General features: G+C 67.7%; 11 protein-coding genes. 5 read left to right on the plus strand and 6 right to left on the minus strand.

What is annotated here, in order from left to right:
- The first annotated feature begins 3 nt into the window (after window positions 1–3).
- From R5W23_RS10640 to R5W23_RS10650, 3 genes are all read left to right on the plus strand, one after another.
- Complete coding sequence (locus R5W23_RS10640) at window positions 4–777, plus strand: hypothetical protein (RefSeq protein ID WP_320686309.1); 774 nt, start codon at window positions 4–6, stop codon at window positions 775–777.
- Between the two features lie 54 nt (window positions 778–831).
- Window positions 832–3,843: a hypothetical protein gene (locus tag R5W23_RS10645; protein ID WP_320686310.1), complete on the plus strand. Its 3,012-nt coding sequence runs from the start codon at window positions 832–834 to the stop codon at window positions 3,841–3,843.
- A 149-nt stretch (window positions 3,844–3,992) separates the two neighbouring features.
- A complete protein-coding gene (locus R5W23_RS10650) occupies window positions 3,993–5,390 on the plus strand; it encodes a BBP7 family outer membrane beta-barrel protein (RefSeq protein ID WP_320686311.1) in 1,398 nt (465 codons plus the stop codon).
- Between the two features lie 87 nt (window positions 5,391–5,477).
- On the opposite strand, the gene R5W23_RS10655 is transcribed toward R5W23_RS10650, so the two are convergent.
- The 6 genes from R5W23_RS10655 to R5W23_RS10680 all read right to left on the minus strand — a co-directional run bounded on the left by R5W23_RS10655 (window position 5,478) and on the right by R5W23_RS10680 (window position 13,435).
- Entirely contained in the window at window positions 5,478–6,656 is a 1,179-nt protein-coding gene (locus tag R5W23_RS10655; protein ID WP_320686312.1) for a pyridoxal-phosphate-dependent aminotransferase family protein, read from the minus strand.
- Window positions 6,657–6,762: 106 nt separating this feature from the next.
- Complete coding sequence (locus R5W23_RS10660) at window positions 6,763–7,323, minus strand: isochorismatase family protein (protein ID WP_320686313.1); 561 nt, start codon at window positions 7,321–7,323, stop codon at window positions 6,763–6,765.
- A complete protein-coding gene (locus R5W23_RS10665) occupies window positions 7,320–9,608 on the minus strand; it encodes a transglutaminase family protein (protein WP_320686314.1) in 2,289 nt (762 codons plus the stop codon). Before R5W23_RS10665 ends, R5W23_RS10660 begins: the two co-directional genes overlap by 4 nt.
- Before the next feature lie 53 nt (window positions 9,609–9,661).
- The gene (locus tag R5W23_RS10670) at window positions 9,662–10,798 is read right to left on the minus strand and encodes a DUF58 domain-containing protein (RefSeq protein ID WP_261187327.1); all 1,137 of its coding nucleotides are present in this window, start codon (window positions 10,796–10,798) and stop codon (window positions 9,662–9,664) included.
- Complete coding sequence (locus R5W23_RS10675; protein ID WP_261187328.1) at window positions 10,795–11,769, minus strand: AAA family ATPase; 975 nt, start codon at window positions 11,767–11,769, stop codon at window positions 10,795–10,797. Before R5W23_RS10675 ends, R5W23_RS10670 begins: the two co-directional genes overlap by 4 nt.
- A 97-nt stretch (window positions 11,770–11,866) precedes the next feature.
- Window positions 11,867–13,435: a 30S ribosomal protein S1 gene (locus R5W23_RS10680; RefSeq protein WP_320686315.1), complete on the minus strand. Its 1,569-nt coding sequence runs from the start codon at window positions 13,433–13,435 to the stop codon at window positions 11,867–11,869.
- 98 nt (window positions 13,436–13,533) lie between these two features.
- Between R5W23_RS10680 and R5W23_RS10685 the strand changes: the two genes are divergently transcribed.
- Window positions 13,534–14,532, plus strand: a complete 999-nt coding sequence (locus R5W23_RS10685) for a hypothetical protein (RefSeq protein ID WP_320686316.1) — start codon at window positions 13,534–13,536, stop codon at window positions 14,530–14,532.
- Window positions 14,529–15,581, plus strand: a complete 1,053-nt coding sequence (locus R5W23_RS10690; RefSeq protein WP_320686317.1) for a glycosyltransferase family 2 protein — start codon at window positions 14,529–14,531, stop codon at window positions 15,579–15,581. Before R5W23_RS10685 ends, R5W23_RS10690 begins: the two co-directional genes overlap by 4 nt.
- Window positions 15,582–15,609: the final 28 nt, after the last annotated feature.

Below are 15,609 nucleotides of genomic sequence, written 5' to 3' on the forward strand. Positions count from 1 at the left end.
TTCATGCGCAAGTGGTTGATTGGTGCCTGGTTCTTGGTGCTTGCGGCGATTGTCACCTGGCACCTCGGACCGGGACAAAAGTGGCTGCGGGCCGATGACGCCGCGTCCGAACTCCGGACCGCCCGGCGTGCCGCGACGGCAGGCGACTGGGAAACGGCCATCGCGGCATACGACGCGGCAATTGCGCAACTGCCGGAAGACCGTGTGGACGACATCCGCCGGGTGCGAGTGGCGCGGGCGGCGGCCAAGCTCCGGGGGCAAACGCTCGCCCGCGGGCGAGAAGAACTGGCCGAACTCGTAACGGAACTGGAGCGCGAACCGGGGCGGGACCCGGAGGCCCTGTCGGCCGCGCAAGCCGCACTCGCCTACGGCCGGTACCACAGCGCTTGGCTGATGCGGCTCGAAGGCCGCCCGGCCACGGAATGGGAGCCGGAGGTGGAAGAAGCGCGGCAGTGGTTCCGCGTCACCGCAGCGCAAGCGGTGGTTCGGGGGGATGCAGCCACCGCGCAGCGCCTCCGCGAGGATCTCGAAGCGACGGTCCGCCTTGCACGGATGGACCTCAACGATCTGCAAGCCCTCAACCTTCCGGATGAGCTTCAGGGGAGCGGCTCCGGCGAGGGTGAAGGCAAGGGTAAAGGCGAAGGCAAGGGCAAAGGTAAGGGCAAGTCCAAGGGCAAAGGTGAGGGCGAGGGTGAAGCTGAAGGTGAGGGAAAGAAGCTCGCAACGGATGCGCGGGGTGCGAGCGCTGGCCCGCCACCCGACACCGGTGGCCACTGACCCGACCGCCCCATCCCGACGAATCAAATTGTTCAACACCGGCGAGGAGAACGGATGAAGTTGCGAGCTACGAGTGTGCTGTGCGCGGCAATTCTCGCCGCATGGGTAACGCCCGATTTGGTTGCGGGTAGCGCGGATCTGCCGGTGGCCCCGACGCCGCGCGCCAAGGGTACTGCTCCCGGGGCGGCGGGGGACGCCCACACGAAACAGCTCGCGACCGCCCGTGAGTTACTGGCCCGGAACGCGAAGGACGGTCAGGCCGCGCATCTGGAAGCAGCCTGGAAGCCCGTTGCGGCGGTGCTGAGCGCTCCCGACGCCGGAAGCACTCACGACGCCTTGACGCTCGCGACCGAGCTGATCCCGCGGCTCCGGATCGACATCGTTAAGCCCTGGCTCGTTTCGCTGATGGCCGCCAACCCGGGGCGCGGCTGGGCCGTCGTCGAGGCCCTCGGCGAACACCTGACCCGGGCGGAAGCGGCGCTGGCATCCAACCCGGACCGGCGCGGCAAGCTCTTGAAACTCCAGTCGGCGGGCATCAACGCGTACCTTGCGACCAAAGCCGCCAATCCCCCGCAGAAGCTCCTGGTGCGTTTCGCGACAAGGTGGATGGACGAGGCCGAGGCCGCACGCCGGGCCGTGCCCCCACCCCCGCCCCCGTTCCAGCCCGGCCGCCCGGTGCAGCCCACCCGCCTGCCGTCCCGAGCAGAGCATTCGATTTCCATCTACGACCTGATCGACGCCGCGCCGGGCTCACGCTTTGTTGAATCGCTCGCGGACCGGGAGTTCCGGGCACGGACGCTGGACAGTCTCGTGCGGACCTATTTGGTCGAGGGCGAGGAGACCGCGGCGTTCGCCAACATCGAGCTACTGGCGGCGACCAAGCACGCATCCGCCTCTGAGCTTCTGGCCGAGTTCCTGCGCACCTGGGCCAAGAACCACAACCCCAACCCGAACTCCCCTTTCGCACAACAGCCGATCGTCTACGGCCCCAACGGCCAGGTGATCTCGCGCGGCCAGCCGCTGGTGCCGGTCACCCGCTCGCTCCAGGAACGCAACCTCGACGAACTGACCCAACTGGTCGCCCGCATCAAGAAGCTCCCGTGCGCGCAGCCGGACGAGGCGCTGCTGATCCAGGCCTTCATGAGCTGTTACACCGCGAACGCGATTTACAGTCGCCATGCACTCCAGGGCGTGTTCGGCCCGCCCCAGAACCTGAAGCCCGATTCGCTCGCACGGTTGACAGAGCAGATGCGAATGAGCGTCAGTACGCTCCGCACGCAGCTCACGCAGCAAGGGCAACCGGGACAGCCGAAGTCGAACCGCAAGCCCGAAGACCTTCAGAGCGACGTGCTCGCAGGGTACGCCATGACGCGGTCCCTGCTCGACGACGCGCTCGCTCGGCAGTCCACCAACTGGCGCCTCGCCCTGACCCGGGCGGTCGTGATGTTCGACGAGTTGGACTTCCAGCACGACACCCAACCGAAGCCCGACTTTACGACCCGACGAACCGAGATCATGGCCGAGTTCGCGCGGGTCGCCGGGCTGTACGCGGCCCAGGTGGACGAGCGGGACGGCTCGCCGAACCTGACCGTGTACGAGCAGTGGTTCTCCGCGGCGCTCGGCGCGAGTGACCTGCAAGGGCTGACCGAGGCCAAGCTGCCGGACCCGCGCCAGCCGGCCAAGATCCGGGCCGCCATGCAATCCCTTCCGGGCGAAGCCGGCGAACGGCACGTCGCCGAGTTCGCCGCCGCACTGTACCCCAAACTTGCGACCGTCAGGCCGGCCATGAAACCGCGGTTCCTCAAGATGGGCGCCGAGGTGGTCGACAACCACCCCCGCCTCGGCCCGGCGAAGAAGCTGCTGAATTACTACAAGGACCTGTCGAAAGAGGTGAAGCTGGAGGTCGTCCTGGACGGCGCCCCGGCCGTGGGCTCGATGGAGCCGTTCGGGGCGTTCGTACTGCTCCGCCACACCCGAGAGGTCGAGCAGGGCTCGGGCGGGTTCGGCCGGTTCCTCCAGAATCAGGTCGGGAACCCGATGGCGTACAACTACGGGCGTCCCGCAACGAACTACCGTGACCGGTTCGAGAACACGATGAGCGCCACCCTCGGCGAGCACTTCGAGGTGGTCTCCTGCACGTTCGAGTCGGACAAGGTCGTGTCCAGACCGGCCTCTGAGGAGGGCTGGCGGATCACACCCTACGCGTATGTGCTCTTGAAAGCCCGCGGGTCACAGGTGGACCGGCTGCCGCCGCTCCAGCTCGACCTCGACTTCATGGACGGCGCGGGGTTCGTGGTTCTGGGAATCGAGTCAGCCGCAGTCTCGCTCGACGCCTCGCGCCGCGACCGCCGCCCCGCGACCGGAGTCGAGGTGAACCAGACAGTGGACGAGCGGCACGCCTCCGAAGGGACACTCAAGCTCGAGATCAAGGCCGCCGCACGGGGGCTGGTGCCGGAACTGGGCCAACTCCTGGCCGCGATCCCGGACGGTTTCGAGACGGTGAAGACGGACGCGCACGCGTTGTCGGTGGTGAAGTTCGATCCCGAATCCCCGCAACCGGCGGTGCGATCGGAGCGAACATGGCTGCTGACCCTCAAGGCCAAGCCCGACCGAACAGACCCGAACTTCCGGTTCCCGACCGCTGTCGGGTCCGACACCCTCGTGAAGTTCCAGCGGTATCGGGACGCCGACATCGTTCCCGCAAGCGAAGAAATCGTGATCGGCAACTTCGGTTCCGCGCCCGCAACGTACCGCCGGTACGCGGCCCTGGCCGGTCTGATCGGAGCGGTGTGCGTCGGAACCGTGGTCGCGTGGCGACTGTTCCGCCGCCAGCGCCCAGCGCAACGGTGGCATGGACCGCAGGTGCCCAACCGACTGACCCCGGTCACGGTTCTGGGTTACTTGCGGAGCGTGGCAACACAGGGTGGGCTGACCACCTCGCAAAATGCCGAGCTCCAGAAGACGATCCAGCGCATCGAGCAGCACTACTTCTCCGAACTGCCCGATGAGGCGACTCCGCCCGAGCTAACGGCCGTCGTGAATAGGTGGAACGGCACGACGAATTGAAGCGCCGGACACTCGTTCCGAACATCCAGTCGTGATGGGTGTTCGGAACGAGTCGGGAAGTGCCGCCCGGACACTCCGGTTCGGCTGGACACACCGTTACCGCATCGGCATAGGGAGCTACCGGATCATCCCGTTTCGGAGTTCAGCGCATGCGCACGGTGCTGACGGTGATCGTCTTCGCTCTCGCGCCGGTTGCGGCGGTCGCGCAGCCGATCGCACCCCCCGTGCCCCCGCCACTCGCACCGCAATCTCCGCCGCCGGCACCACTGCCGCCGGCGCCCCCGGCGCCACCGCCCCCGGCTGCAGCCGAGCAGCCGTTTCTGAAGCCCGGCACAGAGGTTTCACAGCCGCTCACTGCGGTCGGGCCGGTCCCCGTGGAGCTACCGACGCTCACGCCCCGCGTTGAGGAGCCGAAACTCGAGCCCGCGCCGAAACTCGAAACGAACCCGATCGAGGCCCCACCCGCGCGGGGTCCGCTCGGGCCGCAGTGGGGCGTCTATGAACTCCTTTACTGGTGGCCGATGCGCCAGCCGGTGCCGGCGCTCGCGGCGGGCACTCGATCGGGCTTCCCGCCCGTGGTGGGAGATCCGGCAACGTCCCTGCTGATCGGCGGGAACTCGGTCGGCTCGCAACCGCACGCCGGCGGACGGTTCACGACCGGATCGTCGCTCAACAACGCAGAAACCTTCGGGTACGAAGTCACCTACATGTTCCTCGGTACGCGGACGTATCGTGAAACGGTCTCGGATCTCCCTGGCAGCCGCGTGCGGGGGTTCGGCGTCCCTTACGTCAACAGCGTGACCGGTGCCAACGAGTTCCTGACGCTCGCGCTTCCCGGCATCAGTTCTTCTGCCATGAGTGTTTCAACCTCGACGCGGGTGCAAGGGTGGGAGGTTAACACGGTTGCGAACCTCGTGGACGGGAAGAACTTCAAGCTGAACGGACTCGCCGGGTGGCGCTACTTCCAGCTCCACGAAGGGCTGCGCATCGAGCAGACGCAACTGCGGTTCGTGGACCTTCCGGGCACGTGGCGCACCGCCGACCAGTTCGACGCACACAACCGGTTCCACGGGGGGCAGCTCGGCCTGCACGCGGACGCGCGAAGCGGGATCGTGTTCTGCGAACTGACGGCGAAAGTGGCGTTCGGCCAGAACTACGAGGTGGTGAAAACAGAAGGGATGAACGTCATCCAGACGCCGGTGTTTGGTGGGGTAGCGACCCGGGCGTTCGGTGGGAGCGGGATCTACGTTCAGCCGTCCAACTTCGGGCGCACCGCCGGCGGGGTGTTCGCGGTGGTCCCGGAGGGGACGGTGAAGCTGGGGTTTCGGCTCGGCGACTCGGCCCGACTTTACCTCGGGTACAGCTTCATCTACCTGAGCGACGCGGTACGGCCGGGGGACCAAATTGATCGCACGCTGAACCCGGCAAACATCCCGCTGCTGAACGGAATCGGCCCCGTGTTCGCGGCCGACCGTCCGGCACGAACGGTCAACCGCTCGGACGCATGGGTGCAAGGGCTGACGATCGGGCTCGAAACACGGTATTGAGCCGAAGCCACGCCCGGCCCTTGCTGTTCACGACGCCTACGCGGCGCCCGGGCGGCGGCAACACCGCGCTCCTCCGCGGCACTGACTTCACGCGGCGTAGACGGCTTCGGCGGCAGCTACGCCGCTACCTGGGCTTACCTTCGCCCCGAACGCGCGGAGCACGTGCTCCATCGCCGCCAGCACAGACAGCACGCAGATCGGGCGGCTGTTGTAGCCCATAATCCCGATGCGCCACGCCTTCCCTTTGAAGTCGCCCAGGCCGCCGCCGATCTCGATTCCGAACTCGGTCAGCATCTTCTTGCGGCCCGCAACGTCGTCGATGCCGGCCGGAATCTTGACGGCGTTCAACTGCGGCAGCCGGTGCCCGTCCGCGGCAATGTACTCCAGGCCGAGCGCTTCCAGCCCCGCCTTCAGCGCCTTGTGGTTACGGACGTGCCGCGCCCACCGCGCCTCCAACCCCTCTTCCAGCACCAGCCGCAGGCCCTCGCGCAGTGCGTAGATCATCGTGATCGGTGCGGTGTGGTGGTACGCCCGGTCGCCGCCCCAATAGCTCTGAATCGAGGTGAGGTCCAGGTACCAGCTCTGCACCTTGGTCTTGCGGCTCTTCAGCTTGTCTACCGCCCGGGGGCTGAAACTGATCGGCGACATCCCCGGCGGGCAACTCAGGCCCTTTTGCGAGCAACTGAACGCGGCGTCCACCTCCCACGCGTCAAGTTCCACGGGGGTACAGCCCAGCGAGGTCACGCAGTCGGTCACCAGTAGCGCGTCGTACTCGTGGCACAGTTTGCCGACTTCAGATATGTCCTGTAAGGCGCCGGTCGAGGTCTCGGCGTGAACCAGAGCGAGCACCTTCGGACGGGTTTCTTTCAAGATGTCACGCAGCTCGTCGAGCGTGAACACGTCGCCCCAGGGCTTGTGCTTCACCGTGAGGTTGCAACCGGTGCGGCCGGCGACATCAATCATCCGCGTACCGAAATACCCGATGCAGCACACCGTCACCGGGTCCCCGGGCTCGATGAGGTTCACGAGGCACGTTTCCATGCCCGCCATTCCGGTCGCGGACACCGGAAACGTGAGCTGGTTCTTGGTCCGAAACACCTCGCGCAGCATCGTCTGCGTTTCGGTCATGATCTCAAGAAACTGCGGGTCCAGGTGCCCCAGCAGCGGGGTGGACATCACCGACAGCACGCGCGGGTGGGCGTCACTCGGCCCGGGGCCGAGCAGCAGGCGCGGCGTGGGAGAGAGCTGGCCGGGGAGAGTTGCCATGAGAGTTGCTCACAACAGCGGAAAAGAATGCTCCCCGTCATGAAATGGGACGAGGGCACCACGGTGAAGGGGAGAACTGCACCGATCACGCGACTTTTGCTCGCACTCACCCGCGTGCCTTGACCAGTTCACTGACAGCCTTGAACTGGGAGTGCGCGGCGTCGCGGAGCCATTCGAACGCGACCGCCTCGACGGTAGTCGGCACCGCGCCGGCCAGTTCCAGTCGCCGCACCGCGGTGTCATGATCCACCGCGTTCCGGGCCGCCAAGGCGTCCACGGCGAGGAAAACGTGCAGCCCCGCATGGAGGAAGTCGAGAGCGGTTTGCAGCACACAGACGTGCGTTTCCATGCCCACCAGCACCACCTGGGGCCGGCGGAGCATTTCGAGCTCTTCCAAGAACGTACCTGCCCCGCAACAACTGAACGAGGTTTTTGCGGGAGGGGGCGACGGCAGTCGGCGGGCGATTTCGGCAGTCGTGGGGCCGAGCCCTTTGGGATACTGTTCGGCGGCGCGCACCGGAATGGCGAGTTTCGCAGCCACATCCAGCACGAAGCCGGCGTTGCGCACGAGCGAATCGCGGCCCGGCACCTTCGCGAGCAACCGATCCTGGATATCGACTACCACAACGGCAGAGGTTTCGGCAGTCAAACGTTTCACGGTACTCATGTGCGGTACGACTCCAGGGCGCGGCGCAGCGATTCCAGTTCGGCGGCCCGTTCGGTGCGGCGTGCGTCGGACGGCGGGACGTTGCCGAACCGCTCTTGATAGTACGACTCGGCCCACGTCACAGGAATATGTGCGACCGCCACACATCCGGGTCGAGAGCCGACCCCCGCGGCGGCCCGGGTCGCGTATTCGAGCAGCGTTTCGCCACGCTCCGGTACGAACCCGTGTGCGGACAAGACGGCCACCAGTTCGCCGAACCACCGAACACGTCCGTCGAGTTCCCGGAGTGGTGCGGGCCGCCGCGCCCGCCGGTACGCCACTGTCGCGCCCAACACCAGCACCGCAATGATGACTGAGCCGACCAGAAATTCGGGACGGGTGGCGGTTTCCGCCAGCGTGGTGAGGTCCTTTCGCCGCTGCTCGGCCGTATAGTTCACAACGTGGTGCCGGAACCACGCGCCGATCTGGTTGTTGGTCGCCCGCCACCACGGAGCGCCGACTTCGCTACCCGCAACGCTCCCGTCAGGTGTAGGGTCCAGGCTCAGCCAGTGGAACCGGCGGACCGAACCGTCCACAACTTCCACCAGCGCCTCGGCCCAGGCATGCGCCTGCTCCTGTTTTACGGCGTACCGGCCGTCCCCGAGGTGCTCGCACCCCTTGAACCCCCGGACGTACACCGCCGGAATACCCTGGGAGCGGAGCATCAGCACCAGCGCTGTTGCGAACCGCTGGCAGTGCCCGGACTTCGAATGGAGCAGAAACTCCTCAACCGGATCTAGTTTCGGCTGCTCGCGCTTCAACTCCAGCGTGTACCGGAACTCGGGGTTGGTGGCGAGGTGCGCGCATAGTGCGCGAGCCAGGCGCTCGTGGTACTCCTCGCGGGGCAGCAGAGTGCGCCGGTTAAGAAACACCTGCGCGTCCCGCCACCCGGCAGGCAGGGTCCCGTCCGCGACCATCCGCGCAATCAGGGCATCGGTGTACTCCTTGACCCGCTCCAGGGGGTTGACGCGAAGCTGATCGCGCGCGTCGTTGTACAGGTGCGATTCTAACTGGAAGCCCGGGCCGAGGTCCGGGTCGGAACGTGGCGCGTACGCCTGAACGTACCGCAAGGGCCGCCGGCGCAGAGACTGAATCGGCTCCCAGAAGAACGTGCCGTCGTAGCCCGGGGTCCAGGGCTGCGGACGGTCTTCGTTGTATCCCGCGAGCGGAGGTGGCTCATCCGGTATCCACAGCACAGGATCGGCGACGAAGTGCGCTTCCGGCCGCGGCGGGAGGGCGTATTCGAGTCGGTACTGACCCGGACCGAGGTCGGGCGGGGTCCAGTCGCCCGCCTCGCGAAGCGGGACCTTTGCCCGCGGAGCGATGGTGGGGAGCACCGCGGCGTCCCGGTTCCACGCCCCACCGCTGTACTGGTGGTGCGTACGACCGCGCCACCGTTGATCCGGTCGGATGTCGTTTTTCGGGGTCCCGTCGGGGTACGTAGCGACCACCTCGAACGCCGTTTCGTTGCTCGGCTTGAGTGTACCGGTAGTCTTGAGGTCTACCATCTGGTCAGCCGAATAGCCGATTTCGGCGGATGCGGTGCCGAACTCCGCTTTGGCGGCAGTGGACCGCGGCGTGAGCAAGTACAGGGGCAGCGCAACGGCGCCAGCAACCGCCGCCGACAACAGCGCCGAGCGAAAGCCGGTGCGCGAGCCGTGCGGATCCCCGCTCGCGGCGGCGGTGCGGGGGGCCGGCGCGTCCGGCGAGGGGACCGGGCGCACGTGCCCGGCGGAGCGGGCGAGGTGGAACAGAGTGAGGCTCCACACGGCGGCCACGAGGTAGAGGCCGAGCAGCACGAAGCACAGCGCCTCGTCGGCGAACGCGGCGGCCAGCCCGATCCCCGCCAGCGCGGTCCCGTGCAGAGTCCAGTAGTCGCCGGCGTGCTTCTCGCCCCGAGCCGCCTTGGCCGCCAGCAGCATCAGCACCAGCGGACCGCACATCGCGACGAACAGCATGGGCCAGCCGAGGTGCGCGAACTCCCCGGTGTCGATCTCGCGTTTCACCCGGTACCCGACCCACGCCAGAAACGCGGCCCCGACGATCCCGCCGAGCCGGTTCGCCGCGGGGATTGAAAGTAGCGCGTACCGCGATTCGACGAAATAGAGTGCGACGAGCGTCCCGACCGCCAGCCCCGCAAACACGGCCGCCTCCGGCAGCATCGGCGCCTGCGCGTACCCTACTGCGGCACATGCCAGTGCGAGCGTCAGATAGGTGCTGAACCGGAACGTGGCTTCGGTCGGCATAGCGTCGGTTCTCCGATCTGCTCAGCGGCTACCGAAAGCGTCTGACCGCGGTTTCAGCTCTGGGCGGCCGGCGGCTGGTACCACGGGAGCCGGTCCTGCGGGCACACCGTCGCAAACGGCTTGCCCGTTTCGCGCGCCAGTGCAGCGGAGAACGGGCTGTTGGGCCGGCTACTTACGACCACCCGCGCCCCCCGCGCAAGTCGCCCAGCGAATGCGGCAGCCGGGAGCGGTTCGTGGGTCGGCCCGCCGGCCGCGTCGGCGAGCGGCGTCAGGGCCTCGCGCAGGTCTTCCTCAGCGCTGGCCGACGCGACCGCGTGACCGGGTACGGCCACCATGATCGGGCTGTCGAACGCGCGGCGCCACGTCGCCGCGACTGTAACCGCTAAGCTCAGAGCGGCCTCCAGTCGCTCATAGTCCTGCGGGGTCGGTTCGGCGGGCAGCCACGGCTCGACCACCAAGACCAGTTCCGGCGACGGCGCGGTGTCGTACTCGCGCACCATCGGCTCCCCGCGACGCGCGGTCGTGAGCCAATGGATGTCCCGGATCGGGTCCCCGGCACGGTAAGCGCGGACCCCCCGCACCTCGGCGCGGTCCGTGGTCACGCGGCGCAGCAGTTTGCGAGCACGACCCTCGCCGCCGGCTTGGCGCGCCACCCAGCGACGCAACCCGTCCGGATCGGCCTGCCCCGGGCGCGGTAGCACAACGATCTCCCCGCCGCTGTCGGTATGGCGCTGGTAGGAGACGAACCCGAACGGAAAGCTCGACACCAGCGTCAGCGGCCCGGCGAACCGGCCGCGGGTGGGGAACTCGCCCGACGCCTTGCAGTCGAGAGCGCCCCCCGGCGGCACACGGTACCCCAGGAACGTTACGCTCCCCGCGGGCGTGCGGTCCTCGACCGTCACCGTCACCGGCGCGTGACCCTCGTTGGTGATACGAACCCCGTGCTCGGACCGCTCCCCGGCGAACAGCGGCGGCGCGGCCAACCGCCGCGCCCTCACGCCGGCCACGTTGCGCCGCGCCAGCGCCCCGTTCAACACGACCAGCGCGAGCATCACGTACACCACGATCAGCACGAGGTTGATGCTCTTGAACCACGCAACCGCGCCGACCCCCAGCGACACAGCCAGCCAAGTGATCCCGGAGGGCGTGAACTGGAGCGCGAGGCCGCCGGCGCCGTCGGTCCGCTTCATGCCGGCACCTTGAGCTTGGTGAGGATCTCGCGCACCACCGGCCCCGCGTCGGGGTGCCCGCCGGCCGCCCAACTGCGGGTCACGATCCGGTGCGCAAGAACCGGCTCGGCGAGCGCTTTCACGTCATCGGGCACGGCGTAGTCCCGCCCCGACGTGACCGCAAGGGCCTGAACCGCCCGGTACAGGGCCAGCGCGCCGCGGGTGCTGGCCCCGAGCGCCAGTTCGGGGTGCGTGCGGGTCGCGCCGATCAGGTCGAGGATGTAATCGGCGATGGCCGGGTCCACGCGGACCGTCCGGACGTGCGTTTGGAGCGCGATCACGTCCGCCGGCGTCAGCACAGGTTCGAGCGACTCGACCGGCTCACCGGCCCGGTGCTGCGTGAGGATCGCACGCTCGGCCTCGCGGTCCGGGTACCCCACCTTGACCCGGAGGGTGAAGCGGTCGAGTTGGCTCTCGGGGAGCGGGTAGGTGCCCTCAAACTCGTGCGGGTTCTGTGTGGCCACGACGAGGAACGGCGGCCCGAGCGGGCGCGTGTTCCCGTCCACCGTGACCTGCCGCTCTTGCATCGCCTCGAGCAGTGCCGACTGCGTCCGCGGGGTGGCGCGGTTGATCTCGTCGGCAAGCACCACCTCGGCGAACACCGGACCGGGTTGAAACAGGAACTCGCCCGTTTGCGACCGGTAAATGGTTACCCCCAACAGGTCGCCGGGCAGCAGGTCCGGGGTGAACTGGATGCGGTTGAACTTGCACGCGAGGCTGCGGGCGAGGGCCTTCGCGAGCAGCGTTTTACCGACGCCGGGCACGTCGTCGAGGAGCAGGTGCCCCTCGGCCAGCAGCGCGACACAGGCGAGGCGCACCACCTCGGGTTTGCCGAGGAACACGCGCCCGATGTTGGTCTGAAGGGTTTGGAGGAGGGCCGCCAGCTCGCGCGGCTCTCGGGGGGCAGAAGAGCCGTTACCTTCGGGGGGCATGCGCACGGTCTCGCAGCGGAGTGGATAACGGCGTTAGTATACGCTCAGTGAGCGAAGGGGGGGCGCCCTCCGCCCACCAAACCGTGTGGCGCGGTCGCTACTGCCCGTCGAACCGGATCGGCCCGCCGAGCCCGCCGCGCAGGTTCGGGTTCACCGGACGGCTCGCCATCGCTTGCTCAGCGGCTTTGAGTGCCGCCAAGTGCTCGGCCTCTTCGGCCTCCTCGGCGGCGACCTCCTCTTCGGTCGCGATCTTCTTGAGGCTCAGTGCGATACGCCTTGTTGCCGGGTCCGTGCTCAGAATCTCGACGATCACGTTCTGGCCCACCTCGATCACGTCGCTCACCCGGCGCACCCGCTGAGTCGAGAGTTCCGAGATGTGAATCAGCCCTTCGACCCCAGGGGACAGTTCCACGAACGCGCCGAAATCGGCGAGCCGTGAGACCTTGCCCGTGACCCGTGCGCCAGCCTGCGTGGTCTTCGTGAACTCGTCGAACGGGCTGACGGTCAGCGCCCGCATGCTCAGCCCGATCTTTCGCGCTTCGAAATCGATGCGGTTGATCTTGACCTCGACCTCCTGCCCGATCTTCACAACCTCGTTGAGGTCGTTGACCCGCTGCCAGGAGAACTCGGACACCGGGATCAGCCCGTCGGCGCCGCCGAGATCCACAAACGCACCGAACGGCTTGACGCTACGTACAATGCCCTTGCGGACCTGCCCCTCTTCAACGGTGCGCCAGAACTCCTCGGCCTTGACCTGCTTCTCGCGCTCCAGAACCGCGCGGCGGCTCACGATGAGGTTCCGCTCCTCCGGGTTCACCTCCGCGACCATCACCTTCAGCCGCTGGCCCACGAACTGGTCGACGTTTTCGACCCGGTACAGGTCGAGCTGGCTGGCGGGGAGGAAGCCCTTGATTCCGGCTACTTCCACCGTCAGCCCGGTCTTATTCTTGTTGGTGCCGGTGACCTTCGCTTCGACGATCATGCCGTACGAGACCTGCGACCAGTCGTGAACGACTTGTGCAGAGCCCTCGCGGGTGAGGATGAGCAGCCCGTTAGCGGAGTCGTAGTGGTCGATGTCGAACTCGACCGACTCGCCCACCGCCGGCCGGCGCCCCTCGAACTGCTGGAGCGGCAGCAACCCTTGGCTGCGCCCGCCCGGCACTTCGATGAACACGTCGTTGCCGTGGACCCCCACCACCACCCCGACCTTACGACCGCTGGCGCCCGCGGCCCGTGGCTTCTGGACCTGCTCCACCGCGGCGACCGTCTTCGACACGTCGAAGTCGCCCATCGCGGCGGCCAGCTCGTCCTCGATGAGCTTGTCGAGTTCGCGGTTATTGGGCTTCTCGGCTCCGACGAAGAGCTGCGGTGGCGCGCCGCCGGGGTTGAACGGCTTGTCGAACCGGTTCGGCCGGTCGCCGCGGTTGGTGGACGGGCGGTTCCCACCGAAGCTGCCCCCACCGGGGCGCGGACCGCCCGGGCGCGGTGGCCCCTTACCCAGCGGTGCTTGAGGGGTGGCCCCGTAAGCGGCCGGGGCGCCGGGTTGCGCAGGTTTCGCGGCCCCGGGGTCAAGCGGCGCCTGAGGCGCGGCCCCGTAAGCGGCCGGGCTCGGCTGGGCAGGCTGCGCCGGTTGCTCGGGCTTCGGGGACTCGTTCTCGGTACTCATCGGCGAATTCCTCACTTCTAACAGTCGAATTTATCGAGCAAGTTGTGCGGTGACAACACAACCTCCCCGGCCCGGCGGTGCCTCGTAGAATCCGAAAGATGTCAAAAGGCAAGCGCCGGAAGCTGTGGCTCGCGGTCGAAACGGCCGTCGCACTGGTCATCGTGACCGCGGTGGCGTGGAACTTCCACAACACGCTGAAGGGCATCGAGCCGGGGAGCCTCCCCGTGCGGGTGCGCGTCGAGTACCTAGTACCCGCCGGGGTGCTGTACCTGTTGGCGCACCTGTGCTGGTCGTCGTTCTGGGTGCGGCTGCTGCACTTCGAGGGCGCGGGGGTGTCATGGTGGGTGGGGCTCCGCACCTACTACATCAGCCAGTTCGGGAAGTACGTGCCCGGCAAAGTGCTGGTGCCGCTGATGCGCATGGCGATGCTGCGGCCGCACGGCGCGCACCCTGTGCCGGTGGGTGTGACGGCGGTGTACGAGACCCTGGTGAGCATGTCCGCGGGGGCGCTGCTCGCGGTACTGTTCCTACCGGCGCTGGGCGTGCTGCCGGCCGAGGTGTCGGGCAAGCGGACGATCCTATTCGCGGTCGTGGCGCTGCCGCTCGGGCTCGCCGTGTTGAACAAGTTCGCGGCTAGAGTTGCGAAGAAGCGGCGCGGTCCGGACGCACGGCCGCTCCCCGCGCCGTCGTTGTTCCTGCTCGCGCAAGGGCTTGTTCACGGCGCCGCCGGGTACTGTTTGCTCGCGCTCAGTTTGGGGCTGACCGTTCACGGGCTCTTACCGGTCGCGCCGGAGTGGGACACCGACGCGTTCACCCGCGATCTGGCGGCCGTGTCGCTCTGCTACGTCGCGGGCTTCGTGTTCGTGATCGCACCGGGCGGGCTCGGGGCGCGCGAGCTGGTATTGAAGTGGGCGCTCGCGCCGCAGTTCGTCGCCGCGCTGGGCGAGGTCACCGCGGCCCAGGTGGCGGTGCTGATCGCGCTGGCGTTACGGCTCGCCTGGACGGCCGGCGAAGCGGTCGTTGGTTTGCTGTTCTACGTCCTCAAGCCGTCCGTTCTGCCGCTCGCGCCCAGCGGCCCCGCCGAGGTGAGTTCATGACCCTGAACGCGAGCCAGCCGTCGGCCATCGGTACTGCGGGCGGGACCCGCGCGCCGTCCGGGTTCGTCGCCGTCGAGGTGCTGTCGCTGGTAATCCCCGTTTTCAACGAAGACGAGAGCTTGGCCGCGCTGCACGCGGAAATCGTGGAGGTGGCGCGCGGCCTCCCGGAACGGGTCGAGATGATCTTCATCGACGACGGCAGCAAGGACCGCTCATGGGCGGTGGTTCAGGACCTGGCGGCAAAGGACGAACGGGTCCGCGGGGTCCGGTTCCGGCGCAACTTCGGCAAAGCGGCCGCGCTGGCGGCGGGGTTCGACGCGGCGCGGGGCCAGGTCGTCGTAACGATGGACGCCGACCTCCAGGACGACCCGCACGAGATCCCCCGATTCCTCGAAGCGCTGCGGGGCGGGCTGGATGTGGTGAGTGGGTGGAAGAAGGTGCGCCACGATCCGTGGCACAAGGTGTTCCCGAGTCGGGTGTTCAACAAGTTCCTGAGCGTGCTCACCGGCGTCCACCTGCACGACCACAACTGCGGAATGAAGGCCTACCGTGCTGAGGCTCTCCGCGAGGTGTACCTGTACGGAGAACTGCACCGGTTTGTGCCGGTGCTGGCAACCGCCCGCGGGTTCAAGGTCGGCGAGTTGGTGATCCGGCACCGGGCGCGCAAGTTCGGCAGCTCGAAATACGGCTGGAAGCGGTTCATCAAAGGCGCACTCGATGTCGCCACCGTTCGGCTCCTGACGGGATTCGGCCGCCGCCCGAATCACCTTCTCGGGACATGGGGGCTCGGGTTCGGGGCGGCCGGCGTGTTCGGCTTCTTCTTGCTACTGGCGAACGGGCTCTTGCGTCTCATCGACAGCAGTTACGGGGCCGGCCCCGTGGCCCAGATGATGGCCGCAACGTTCGCGATGGGATGTGCCCTCTTCGGCGGGCAATGCCTGCTCGCCGGGCTGGTGTCCGAAATGACCGTCGCGCGCAAGTGGTTGGACAACGACCCGTACAGTGTCATGGAGCGGACACCCGCCGCGTCCGAACCGGCCCAGAGCTGAGCTACCCGGATCGTCCCCCTGCCCTTCC

The organism is Gemmata algarum, assembly GCF_034097035.1.
Lineage (GTDB): Bacteria > Planctomycetota > Planctomycetia > Gemmatales > Gemmataceae > Gemmata > Gemmata algarum.